Raw genomic sequence first — 11,251 nt, forward strand, 5'->3', positions numbered from 1 at the left:
ATGATGCATTATCGAGAAATTTCGTACAGAAACATCGCTTGTTGTGCACAATCGGGAACTGCCTAAGGGGGACTTTCGGTTAGACAGGGGGTATCCCTTTGTTTAACCGGGGTTTCGACGTTTTGAAGGAGGGTTTAGTTAATGATTGAAATCGAAAAGCCGAAAATCGAAACGGTTGAACTTAACGAAGATGCTAAATATGGTAAATTCGTAATTGAACCGCTTGAGCGTGGATATGGTACTACTTTGGGTAACTCCTTACGTCGTATTCTTTTATCCTCACTCCCTGGTGCCGCTGTTACTGCTATCCAAATCGATGGCGTATTACATGAATTTTCAACAGTTGAGGGCGTAGTAGAAGACGTTACGACGATCATCTTAAACTTGAAAAAGTTAGCTCTTAAAATCTACTCTGAAGAAGAGAAGACGTTGGAAATTGATGTGCAGGGCGAAGGTATTGTCACAGCTGCTGATATTACTCACGATAGTGATGTAGAAATCTTAAATCCAGATTTACACATTGCAACGTTAGCAAAAAATGCGCATTTCCGCATGCGTTTAACTGCAAAGCGTGGCCGTGGGTATACGCCAGCTGATGCAAATAAAAGCGAAGATCAACCAATAGGAGTAATTCCTATTGATTCTATTTATACTCCAGTATCACGTGTAACTTACCAAGTGGAAAAGACACGTGTCGGACAAGTGGCTAATTATGATAAGCTTACGCTTGATGTATGGACGGATGGAAGCATCGGGCCAAAAGAAGCTATCTCTTTAGGTGCCAAAATCTTAACTGAGCATTTAAATATCTTTGTTGGTTTAACTGATGAAGCACAAAATGCTGAGATTATGGTCGAGAAGGAAGAAGATCAAAAAGAGAAAGTTCTTGAGATGACTATCGAAGAACTAGATCTTTCTGTTCGTTCTTATAATTGCCTAAAACGTGCAGGAATTAATACTGTACAAGAGCTTGCGAACAAAACAGAAGAAGATATGATGAAAGTTCGTAACTTAGGACGTAAATCCTTAGAAGAAGTTAAACATAAACTTGAGGAATTAGGTTTAGGTTTACGTAAAGACGACTGAGGATTTAAACCCATCAACAAAGGAGGGAACTACGAATGGCATACAGAAAATTAGGCCGTACAAGTGCGCAACGTAAAGCTATGTTACGTGATTTAGCTACTGATTTAATTATCAACGAGCGCATCCAAACGACAGAAACTCGTGCAAAAGAACTTCGTTCTGTAGTGGAAAAAATGATCACTTTAGGTAAACGCGGAGATCTTCATGCTCGTCGTCAAGCAGCAGCTTTCATTCGCAATGAAGTTGCTAACGCTGAGACTGGTCAAGATGCACTTCAAAAATTATTCGCTGATGTAGCTCCACGCTATGCTGAGCGCCAAGGCGGATACACTCGTATTGCAAAAATTGGTCCACGTCGCGGAGACGCAGCACCAATGGTAATTATCGAGTTAGTATAATGATGATTAAAAGGGCAGGACAGTTCTTTTCAAGTAACTGGTCATGGCCCTTTTTTTTTAAATATAAAAAATAGGCTAACTTGGCGAAGGAAAGGGTGCCTTGTATTGAAAAAAGAGAAACTTCGGACAGAAAATATATCATTTCAATATCCTGGGGCAGCCTCTTATGCATTAAAAGGTGTTTCATTTTCCTTATATGAAGGAGAATGGGTATCTGTTATTGGACAAAATGGTTCAGGTAAATCTACACTTGCAAAATTATTGAATGGTTTGTTTTTACCGGAATCAGGGACCATTACTGTAAATGATACAGTGGTTTTATCAGAGGAAACGGTATGGGATGTTCGAAAACAAATTGGGATGGTATTTCAAAATCCTGATAATCAATTTGTTGGAACGACAGTACAAGATGACGTTGTATTTGGTCTAGAAAATATCGGAATGCCAAGGGAGCAGATGATAGAGAGACTAGAACAAGCCCTGCAACTGGTCCGTATGGAAGATTTTCTTAATGATGAACCCCATTCGTTATCTGGCGGACAAAAACAGCGAGTCGCAATAGCAGGTGTTTTAGCACTTCAGCCATCTATTTTAATACTAGATGAAGCAACTTCAATGTTAGACCCTCAGGGGAGACTTGAAGTAGTAGAAACGGTTAGACAACTTGTTAATCAAAAGGGTATTACGGTGTTATCGATTACGCACGATTTAGAAGAAGCGGCACAGTCAGACCGTATTATTATTTTGAACAAGGGAGAAATATTAGAGGAAGGTACTCCAGAGCAAATTTTCAAATCCTCTCATATGCTCCAAGAGATTGGATTAGATGTACCTTTTTCGGTGAAAATAGCAGAATTATTAAAAAGAAATGAAATTCACTTGCAAAATACGCATCTTACAATGGAAAGCTTGGTGAACGAACTTTGGAGATTACATTCCAAAAAGTAGAACATCGTTATCAATATAAAACTCCATTTGAAAGACGCGCACTTTATGATGTAGACGTGTCGTTTCCAAGTGGGGGCTATTATGCCATTATTGGTCATACTGGTTCAGGAAAGTCGACGATGATTCAACATTTAAATGGTTTATTACAGCCGACAAATGGTACGGTTCAAATTGGCGAACATTTAATTTCAGCAGGGAAGAAAGAAAAGAAACTTAAACCACTACGAAAAAAAGTAGGGGTTGTCTTTCAGTTCCCAGAACATCAGCTATTTGAAGAGACAGTTGAGAAGGATATTTGTTTTGGACCTACTAATTTTGGTGTATCTGAAGAAGAGGCAAAACAAAAGGCGAAAGATGCAATCCAGCTTGTTGGATTGGACATAGAGTTATTAGCACGTTCTCCGTTTGAGTTAAGCGGTGGGCAAATGAGGCGCGTTGCAATAGCAGGCGTACTTGCGATGGAACCCGAAGTGCTTGTATTAGATGAACCTACAGCAGGGCTTGATCCTAAAGGACAGCACGAGCTCATGGAGATGTTTTACAAGCTTCATAAGGAACAGGGGCTTACAGTCATTCTTGTCACCCACAATATGGAGGATGCTGCTAAGTATGCAGATCAAATTGTGGTCATGCATAAAGGAACGGTCTTTTTGCAAGGAAGAGCAGAGGAAGTATTTTCACATGGAGATGAATTAGAGAAAATTGGTGTGGATCTTCCGATGTCTTTAAAGTATAAACGTGCAATTGAAGAAAAGTTTGGTATTTCAATTTCGAAGGCTACCTTATCTTTAGAGGATCTTACTCATGAAGTTGTACAGGTGTTACGAAAAGGTGGTCATGAATCATGCAGCAGTTGATCATTGGGAGATACATTCCAGGTCAGTCAGTCATTCATAAACTTGATTCTCGTACGAAGCTGTTGATTGTCTTTTTATATGTATTTGTTGTTTTTTTAGCAAATAATGCGATTTCATATGGATTTTTATTTTTGTATGCACTCATTGCTTTATTTTTTGCAAAAGTGCCGATTCGTTATGTACTTTCGGGCTTAAAACCAATTCTATGGATTTTTCTTTTTACATTTTTCCTGCATATTTTTACAAATAAAGAAGGGGAAGTACTATTCCAGCTTGGTTGGTTTTCGATACATGAAAAAGGATTAGAGCAAGGGGTATACATTTCTATACGATTCTTCGTTATTATTTTAATGACGACATTATTAACGTTAACGACGACACCTATTGAAATTACAGATGGGTTGGAGACGTTATTAAAGCCGTTGAAGCGTATAAAAGTTCCTGTTCATGAAATCGCATTAATGATGTCAATTTCACTACGTTTTATCCCGACATTAATGGATGAAACGAGTAAAATTATGAAAGCACAAGCGTCACGTGGCATTGATTTCGCCGGGGGACCGATAAAAGATAGGATGAAAGCTATTATTTCACTACTCGTTCCGTTATTTATTAGTGCTTTTAAGCGTGCAGAGGACTTAGCGATTGCGATGGAAGCGCGTGGATATCAAAGTGGCGAAGGACGTACTAAATTTAGGCAACTACGCTGGAAAACAAGTGATACAGTAACGATTATAAGCTTACTTTGTTTAGCTTGTATTTTGGCATGGGTGCGATCGTAATGGAGAATAAAGAAATGGATAGAATAAAATGTACGGTTGCATATGATGGCATGCATTTTTGTGGTTATCAAATTCAGCCGCAGCATCGTACTGTTCAACAAGAGATAGAGAAAGCATTGCAGAAATTGCATAAAGGAGAACTTGTTCGTGTTCAAGCATCGGGCAGAACAGATTCTACGGTTCATGCAAAAGGACAAGTGATACACTTTGATACCACTTTGTCTCTTGCAGAGTGGCAATGGAGTAATGCTTTAAACACAATGTTGCCAGATGATATTGTTATCAGACAGGTAGAGAAAAAAACAGAAGAATTTCATGCGCGTTACGGTGTCGAGAAAAAAGAATATCGTTATCGTGTATTATTATCAAAGACTGCGGATGTATTCCGTAGAAATTACGTATATCAATATCCATATCCACTTGAAATAAACTCTATAAGAAAAGCGATTCCTTATTTTATTGGAACGCATGATTTCACTTCTTTTTGTTCGGCAAAAACTGACAAAAAAGATAAAGTGCGAACAATTTATGAAATTGAGTTAATTGAGCAAGACGATGAATTAATTTTTCGTTTTGTAGGTAATGGATTTTTATATAATATGGTCAGAATTATTGTTGGTACGTTACTTAACATAGGGCAAGGAAAGCTTGATCCTGATAGCATTCCAGAGATTTTAGCGAAACAAAATCGCCAGTTTGCTGGAAAGATGGCTCCAGGTCATGGACTTTACTTATGGCAGGTAAACTATAACAACTAATCCTGGTGTAACATTTGCTTGACATTAGAAACTCAAAAGTATATCATAACATATGGTATTGTTTCTAAAACCACGATTAGCCCCGGAAGGAAATCGTGTTTAAGATAAACAATAGATTTTTTCTATGGAAAAGATAACGAGGAGGGAAACACATGCGTACGACTTTTATGGCAAAAGCTAACGAAGTTGAGCGTAAATGGTATGTGGTTGATGCTGAAGGTCAAACTTTAGGTCGCCTATCTACTGAAGTAGCATCCATTTTACGTGGTAAAAACAAACCTACATTTACACCACACGTTGACACGGGTGATCATGTAATTATTATTAACGCTGAGAAAATTCATTTAACAGGTAATAAATTAAACGATAAAATTTACTACCGTCACACTAACCACCCAGGTGGACTTAAGCAAAGAACAGCTCTAGAAATGCGTACAAACTACCCTGTACAAATGTTAGAGCTTGCAATTAAAGGGATGCTTCCAAAAGGACGTTTAGGACGTCAAGTATCTAAGAAATTAAACGTGTATGCTGGAGCAGAGCATCCACACCAAGCACAAAAACCAGAAGTTTACGAACTTCGCGGATAATCAATTAAAGGAGGGCTTACTTTGGCACAGGTTCAATACTATGGCACTGGACGTCGTAAGAGTTCAGTAGCGCGCGTGCGCCTAGTTCCAGGCGAAGGACGCGTTATCATTAACGGTCGTGATTTTGAAAACTATATCCCATTTGCTGCATTACGTGAAGTAGTGAAACAACCTCTAGTTGCAACAGAAACTTTAGGTAACTACGATGTACTTGTAAACGTAAATGGTGGTGGATACACTGGTCAAGCTGGTGCTATTCGTCACGGTATTTCTCGCGCTTTATTAAAAGCTGATCCAGAATACCGTCTAACATTAAAACGTGCAGGTCTATTAACTCGTGACGCACGTATGAAAGAGCGTAAAAAATACGGTCTTAAAGGCGCACGTCGTGCACCTCAGTTCTCAAAACGTTAATTTTTGCGAACTACAAACCCCAACCATTTTGGTTGGGGTTTTTTTATGTTTAATTCCTCTTTTGTAATTTTTGTAGTTTGGAATATTTTAGTGCCACCGCCTTGCGTATGCTTCTTCTTTAGAAGTTTAGACTAATACGTATTAGGGAGGTTTATAAGTACTATGAATGTCATTGTCAGCTTACAAGAAAAACAAAAAGAAAAGCAGTTGAAATACGAGCGGAAGATGCTGCGAGAATTATCATTAAAAACATTGCGCTCAAATATTCGTGATGCCTTTCAGATGCAAGAACTTCATCGTCAGTATGAAGATTATTGTATTGAACTAGGGATAGAATCTTATTTATTAGGAGCGAGATACAGTAAATTTGGTTATTATGGTGAATCATTCTTTGATGTGAAATATAGAGCCTTGGAAGAAGAGCAACAATTAACTGAAACATTATTTCAATTTTTAACAAGTATGACTATGCGTGAAATTAAACTGCAAGATGAGGAATTACTTTTTGAATCTTGCCAGCAGTTTATCGGTCTGTGGTGGCAGGAAGGGTATGAAAAAGGTGAACGAAGATATCGATTAAAGCTACACTAAGACAAGCATAAACTTTCCTCTTGTCCCATATAAGTAATTAGAGGGACTAGCTGGAGGAGGAAAGGTATGAAGAGAATTCGAATTATCTCTTTTGCGCTCGCTGCGGTTGTTTTGTTTTTTTTAGTCAAACAAGAATTTCAAATTACAAAATCGTGGCGAGCATGGAATTTACCCTTATCAGGGAAAGTGATCGTACTAGACGCTGGGCATGGTGGTCCAGACGGAGGGGCTGTTGGTGGAAAGGATATTGTAGAAAAAGATATTACGCTTGAAATTACAAAAAAAGTACAAGATTATTTACAAGAACAAGGTGCGTTAGTTATTTTAACTCGTGAAGGAGATTATGATTTAGCTAACAAAGATACAAAGTCATATAGTAGGCGTAAAGCAGAGGACTTAAAAAGGCGTGTAGAGATTATTAATAAGCCTGATGTAGACTTTTTTGCAAGCATTCATTTAAACGCCCTAACTAGCGGTGGATCTAAAGGCGCACAAACGTTCTATTACCGTTCTTTAATTGAAAATGAACGGGCTGCGAAATTTATACAGGCTGAATTGAGAACGAGCTTAGAAAATACGAATCGTTCTGCTAAAACAATTCCTCACGTGTACTTATTGAAGTATGCCAAAAAACCAGGTGCTTTAATTGAGGCTGGCTTTTTGTCGAATGTGAATGAAAGGTATATGCTAAATTCGGAGAAGTATCAGCAAAAAGTAGCAGCTGCAATATATCGTGGTATATTACGTTATTTCACAGAAAAAGGAAATCCTCCGGAATAAGGAGGATTTTTCGAGTTTCTCTCGTTAACGAAGTTTTCCGAAAATATGTTATACTGGAAATGTAAACGCATTTATTTCAAAAATAAAGAGAGATAAATTTAATTAACATTACGTTATTTTTCATACAGGGGGCTGGGCTAATTATGGTAACAAAAGAGCAGGTAGTGGAAGCGTTGGAAGGGATTGTAGATCCGTTTTTACATAAAACGTTAAAAGAAACAAATGCAATTAAAGAGGTAACAGTCAAGCCTGAGAAGGAACATGTAAGTGTTAAAATTGCAATTGTAAAAACAGGTACAGCGGAACAAATGCAGTTGCAGTCTGGAATTGTAAAGTTAGTAAAAGAACTTGGGGCAACAACAGTTGGACTTCGTTTTGCAGAATTTACAGAAGAGGAATTAGCTCAGTTTGCACCACCGCAAGAGGAAGAGAAAAGTGAATCTTTATTATCACCGAACTCACATACAACATTTTTAGCAGTGGCAAGTGGAAAAGGTGGAGTAGGGAAATCGACTGTTTCCGTTAACCTTGCAATTGCTTTAGCTCGTTTAGGGAAAAAGGTCGGTATCATTGATGCGGATATTTACGGTTTTAGTGTACCGGATATGATGGGTATAGAGAAACGTCCAATCGTAAGAGGGGATAAGATAATACCAGTGGAGCGTCTAGGTGTGAAGGTGATCTCAATGGGATTCTTTGTAGAAGATAATGCACCAGTTATTTGGAGAGGACCGATGCTTGGGAAAATGTTAAATCACTTTTTCACTGAAGTAGAATGGGGTGATTTAGATTACTTAGTATTGGATTTACCACCAGGTACGGGTGATGTTGCTTTAGATCTGCATTCGATGTTGCCGGCTTGCAAAGAGATTATTGTAACAACGCCGCATCCAACAGCCGCATTTGTAGCAGCGCGTGCTGGAGCTATGGCTTTACGTACAGAACATAGTATTCTTGGTGTTGTTGAAAATATGGCGTATTTTGAAAGTAAAGCAACTGGTGAAAAAGAGTATGTGTTTGGAAGAGGTGGAGGAGATAAATTAGCTACGGAACTCCAAACAGATGTGCTTGGTCGAATTCCACTTCAACAACCGGATTGGAATAAAGAGGACTTTGCGCCGTCAGTATATGAAGATACGCATACAACTGGTCTTATTTATCGTTCGATAGCTGAGACAGTTATTGATAAAACAGCTGTCGCGCAAAAATAAAGTAGTAATGAGTGGACAATATATACATTGTCCACTCATTACTATAATTTTTATTGTTGTTCTTTGTTCCCATCTTGAGAACCACCTGCACCGCCTGCACCTTTTTTATCAGACCCGCCTTTTTCGGCTTTTTGTACACCTTTACTAATGATGTCAATCATCTTAGTCTGGAAGAGTGGACTTTCGGCAGTTTCGGTTAGTACTTGTTGTAAATATAGACGATACTCTTTACTCTTCATTGTTTGTAACATCATTTTTTCTACTTCAGGATTTTTCATAATCTCTATAACACCTGATTGGTATTCAGGGTCTTTTAGTAAAGTTTTCATTAAGTTTGTTTGTTCTTTTCCCATACTTTTAGCAAATTTCGATGAGAACTCAGGGTCTTTAAAGAGCTTTTCCCAGAATTGTTGCCCTTTTTCGGATACCATTGCATCTTCAATCGTTTTCTTTACTACTGTTTCATCTAGTATGAGTGCTTGTTTCATTTTTTCATCAGTTAATACATCTTGGATCGCTTTTTTTCCTTGGTCTGTTTTTAAAATATCAACAATCATTTTTTTTGTTTGATCATAATCAAGTTCGGATTTTGCTTCTTTTTCTTGTGCACATGCCACTAGTGCGATAAATAGAAAAGAAGAAATCAAAACGAGCAGCAGCCGTTTCATAAATTGGAGCTCCTTTCAGCACAGTTCTCTTTTTTTAATATAAATCTCTTTAAGGAATTTATACATTAACATGGCTAGCTTTTTGAAATTGTCATTGATACAATTTAATTAGAAATATAAGAATAATGGGGGATGTGTTGTGAATAGCCGCAAGTGGGTACGACTATTTTTTACGACGTTGTTTCTGGGTGGGATTAGCACAGTCTTTATTGGATTTGTTTTAGAATGGGACAAGTACGCTAAATTTTTTCAAAATTTCGACGGAAAAGAGATTTTAGCAATTTCTTTTTGGTTGATGGGCGTAGGATTTATTTTTAGTGTTATAAGTCAAATGGGATTCTTTGCGTATTTAACGATCCATCGTTTTGGATTAGGGATGTTTCGGTCATCGTCTTTATGGAATGCGGTGCAACTCTTCTTTATTGCGTTCGTATTGTTTGATTTCGTTTATTTAAGGTCAGTACTTATTGCGAATGGGGAAGCTTCATTAGGGAATAACATACTTGTTGCGGGGATATTATTTGTGTTTGGGGCAATTGTCGCATACATAAAGAGTAAAGAAACGAATAAAAAAGCATTTGTGCCCGCTCTGTTCTTTATGATTGTTGTAACAATTCTTGAATGGGTACCAGCGCTCCGGATTAATGATACAGATTGGTTATATTTAATGGTGATACCACTCCTATTATGTAATTCATATCAGTTACTTGTATTGCATCGTTTAATTGGACAAAAGAGTAAGTCAGCTTAATGAGGAGAGAGTGGATTTGTAATTAGCCAGATTCTTATCGTTTGTAAATACGAGGATAAAAAAGCTCTGCTATTTTTCATTAAAATAGCAGAGCTTTTTATGTGTGAAGAATCGTGTAGAAAAGAATTACTTAATATCTTCGCTTTTCGTACTTGTGTTGGAAATAAGTTGTGATACAGATGTTTGTTCATATCCGTCGCTCTTTAATTTTTGTAAGAGTAATGGTAAAGCCTTATTTGTTTGAAGAGCAGAATCAGAAGCGTGTAATAAGACAATATCTCCACCCTTTAAATTGCTAGAGACTGTGGAAACGATTTTATTTACGCCGGGATTTTTCCAGTCATTTGAATTGTTACTCCAATGAACGATGGTGTATCCGAGTGATTCGGCTATTTTAAGGGTTGTTTTGTTAAAGTCGCCACTAGGTGGGCGTAATAGCTTGACTTGTTTTACGCCAAGTTTCGTAAAAACATCTTGCGCTCGCAAAAGATCTCTTCGTATTTCATTTGCTTCTAGTGAATTGTAGGATGTGTAATTATAGCCCATACTACCAATTTCATGTCCATCTTTCATGATTCGTTCGACAATATCAGGGTGTCTTTCGGCCCATGCAGCAGAGAGAAAGAAGGTTGCATTCTTAATTTCTCTTTCTTTGAGTGTATTAAGGATTGGAATAGCTTTTTTATCTCCCCAACTAATGTCAAACGTGAATGCAACTTGTTTTTTTGCGGTGTCCCCTTTGTAAATCACCTTAGGGCCAGTAGCGGTTGAAAAAGCAGATTCATGTGAATATGTTTTTAAAAAGAGTAGCCATGCTGTAAATAAGGAAAGTACGACTATTAAGCTAATGTGTTTAAATGTTCTTTTACTCGTAATAAAAAAGAAAAACATAATATTACGCCCCTTTGTCCAATCCTTTTCAGTTACATATATGCTTTAAATTTAAAAAAGAGAACAAGGGATTAACATCGTAGGTGGTGGATATAATGAATGATAGAATTTTATTTTTTGATGATACATTATTGGTAACTGAAAATGAGTGGGGCGTTTATTGATATATGTAAGGAACTATTGGGGTGATAATTTGCTTGGGATTATGTTAACGAAGGAAGAGAGAAAAGAAATGGAATACATACTGAAGAGAGAGTTAGAGGAACTTTTATTTGATTTTGAAGATGAGCGTATACATAGCGTTGTGAAAAAGGCGATGGAAGAAAGATATAAAATCATTTTTTGTTTATTTCGGAGAGTTGCTAATAGAGAAGAATGTATTCGGTATGTAAGAAAAAGAATTTTTTATTAAAAAGTGTTGACGTTAAGAGTGAGTATATGATAAATTAATAAACGTCGCTGATGCGGAAACGCAGAAAACGACAAAAAAGAAATTAAAAAACTTAGTTGACATCGAAAAACGAAG

15 protein-coding genes are annotated in these 11,251 nt (G+C 37.3%); 13 read left to right on the forward strand and 2 right to left on the reverse strand.

Annotated features, from left to right (window positions below; translation table 11 throughout):
• Positions 1–141: 141 nt before the first annotated feature.
• From BAU27_RS08850 to BAU27_RS08900, 11 genes are all read left to right on the forward strand, one after another.
• Positions 142–1,086 (forward strand): DNA-directed RNA polymerase subunit alpha, encoded by a 945-nt coding sequence (locus BAU27_RS08850; protein WP_000569644.1) that lies wholly within the window; start codon positions 142–144, stop codon positions 1,084–1,086.
• Between the two features lie 35 nt (positions 1,087–1,121).
• Positions 1,122–1,484: a 50S ribosomal protein L17 gene (gene rplQ / locus BAU27_RS08855; RefSeq protein ID WP_000331490.1), complete on the forward strand. Its 363-nt coding sequence runs from the start codon at positions 1,122–1,124 to the stop codon at positions 1,482–1,484.
• 105 nt (positions 1,485–1,589) lie between these two features.
• The gene (locus tag BAU27_RS08860; RefSeq protein ID WP_071747339.1) at positions 1,590–2,432 is read left to right on the forward strand and encodes an energy-coupling factor ABC transporter ATP-binding protein; all 843 of its coding nucleotides are present in this window, start codon (positions 1,590–1,592) and stop codon (positions 2,430–2,432) included.
• Positions 2,408–3,289 (forward strand): energy-coupling factor ABC transporter ATP-binding protein, encoded by an 882-nt coding sequence (locus BAU27_RS08865; RefSeq protein WP_071747338.1) that lies wholly within the window; start codon positions 2,408–2,410, stop codon positions 3,287–3,289. Before BAU27_RS08860 ends, BAU27_RS08865 begins: the two co-directional genes overlap by 25 nt.
• Positions 3,277–4,071, forward strand: a complete 795-nt coding sequence (locus tag BAU27_RS08870; protein ID WP_071770664.1) for an energy-coupling factor transporter transmembrane component T family protein — start codon at positions 3,277–3,279, stop codon at positions 4,069–4,071. The genes BAU27_RS08865 and BAU27_RS08870 overlap by 13 nt, the downstream gene beginning before the upstream one ends.
• A gap of 14 nt (positions 4,072–4,085) precedes the next feature.
• Complete coding sequence (gene truA, locus BAU27_RS08875) at positions 4,086–4,829, forward strand: tRNA pseudouridine(38-40) synthase TruA (RefSeq protein WP_071770668.1); 744 nt, start codon at positions 4,086–4,088, stop codon at positions 4,827–4,829.
• A gap of 152 nt (positions 4,830–4,981) precedes the next feature.
• On the forward strand, positions 4,982–5,419 hold the full coding sequence (gene rplM, locus BAU27_RS08880; protein ID WP_001260795.1) for a 50S ribosomal protein L13: 438 nt from the start codon (positions 4,982–4,984) through the stop codon (positions 5,417–5,419).
• Positions 5,420–5,440: 21 nt separating this feature from the next.
• Positions 5,441–5,833, forward strand: a complete 393-nt coding sequence (rpsI, locus tag BAU27_RS08885) for a 30S ribosomal protein S9 (protein WP_000079986.1) — start codon at positions 5,441–5,443, stop codon at positions 5,831–5,833.
• 162 nt (positions 5,834–5,995) lie between these two features.
• On the forward strand, positions 5,996–6,424 hold the full coding sequence (locus tag BAU27_RS08890; protein WP_001101006.1) for a YbaK family protein: 429 nt from the start codon (positions 5,996–5,998) through the stop codon (positions 6,422–6,424).
• Between the two features lie 66 nt (positions 6,425–6,490).
• The gene (cwlD, locus tag BAU27_RS08895; protein ID WP_071747336.1) at positions 6,491–7,204 is read left to right on the forward strand and encodes an N-acetylmuramoyl-L-alanine amidase CwlD; all 714 of its coding nucleotides are present in this window, start codon (positions 6,491–6,493) and stop codon (positions 7,202–7,204) included.
• Positions 7,205–7,347: 143 nt separating this feature from the next.
• Positions 7,348–8,415: an Mrp/NBP35 family ATP-binding protein gene (locus BAU27_RS08900; RefSeq protein ID WP_071770665.1), complete on the forward strand. Its 1,068-nt coding sequence runs from the start codon at positions 7,348–7,350 to the stop codon at positions 8,413–8,415.
• Between the two features lie 50 nt (positions 8,416–8,465).
• Here BAU27_RS08900 and gerD read toward each other — a convergent pair whose 3' ends face one another.
• The gene (gene gerD, locus BAU27_RS08905) at positions 8,466–9,083 is read right to left on the reverse strand and encodes a spore germination lipoprotein GerD (protein ID WP_071770666.1); all 618 of its coding nucleotides are present in this window, start codon (positions 9,081–9,083) and stop codon (positions 8,466–8,468) included.
• 139 nt (positions 9,084–9,222) lie between these two features.
• On the opposite strand from gerD, the gene kbaA reads away from it, so the two are divergent.
• Positions 9,223–9,834: a KinB signaling pathway activation protein KbaA gene (kbaA, locus tag BAU27_RS08910; RefSeq protein ID WP_071770667.1), complete on the forward strand. Its 612-nt coding sequence runs from the start codon at positions 9,223–9,225 to the stop codon at positions 9,832–9,834.
• Positions 9,835–9,960: 126 nt separating this feature from the next.
• Here the strand turns inward: kbaA and pdaB are convergent, their stop codons facing one another.
• A complete protein-coding gene (gene pdaB / locus BAU27_RS08915; protein ID WP_000464724.1) occupies positions 9,961–10,725 on the reverse strand; it encodes a polysaccharide deacetylase family sporulation protein PdaB in 765 nt (254 codons plus the stop codon).
• A 193-nt stretch (positions 10,726–10,918) separates the two neighbouring features.
• Here pdaB and BAU27_RS08920 point away from each other — a divergent pair, with 193 nt between their 5' ends.
• A complete protein-coding gene (locus tag BAU27_RS08920) occupies positions 10,919–11,137 on the forward strand; it encodes a hypothetical protein (protein ID WP_033656695.1) in 219 nt (72 codons plus the stop codon).
• Positions 11,138–11,251 lie beyond the last annotated feature (114 nt).

It is taken from the genome of Bacillus sp. NH11B (assembly GCF_001884205.1).
GTDB classification, from domain to species: domain Bacteria; phylum Bacillota; class Bacilli; order Bacillales; family Bacillaceae_G; genus Bacillus_A; species Bacillus_A proteolyticus.

Excerpts from the sequence above, each read along its gene's own strand:
- truA (WP_071770668.1), top strand. The coding sequence starts at position 4,086 with ATGGATAGAATAAAATGTACGGTTGCATATGATGGCATGCATTTTTGT.
- rplQ (WP_000331490.1), top strand. The coding sequence starts at position 1,122 with ATGGCATACAGAAAATTAGGCCGTACAAGTGCGCAACGTAAAGCTATG.
- BAU27_RS08850 (WP_000569644.1), top strand. The coding sequence starts at position 142 with ATGATTGAAATCGAAAAGCCGAAAATCGAAACGGTTGAACTTAACGAA.
- BAU27_RS08870 (WP_071770664.1), top strand. The coding sequence starts at position 3,277 with ATGCAGCAGTTGATCATTGGGAGATACATTCCAGGTCAGTCAGTCATT.
- BAU27_RS08890 (WP_001101006.1), top strand. The coding sequence starts at position 5,996 with ATGAATGTCATTGTCAGCTTACAAGAAAAACAAAAAGAAAAGCAGTTG.
- rplM (WP_001260795.1), top strand. The coding sequence starts at position 4,982 with ATGCGTACGACTTTTATGGCAAAAGCTAACGAAGTTGAGCGTAAATGG.
- gerD (WP_071770666.1), bottom strand. The coding sequence starts at position 9,083 with ATGAAACGGCTGCTGCTCGTTTTGATTTCTTCTTTTCTATTTATCGCA.
- cwlD (WP_071747336.1), top strand. The coding sequence starts at position 6,491 with ATGAAGAGAATTCGAATTATCTCTTTTGCGCTCGCTGCGGTTGTTTTG.
- pdaB (WP_000464724.1), bottom strand. The coding sequence starts at position 10,725 with ATGTTTTTCTTTTTTATTACGAGTAAAAGAACATTTAAACACATTAGC.
- BAU27_RS08900 (WP_071770665.1), top strand. The coding sequence starts at position 7,348 with ATGGTAACAAAAGAGCAGGTAGTGGAAGCGTTGGAAGGGATTGTAGAT.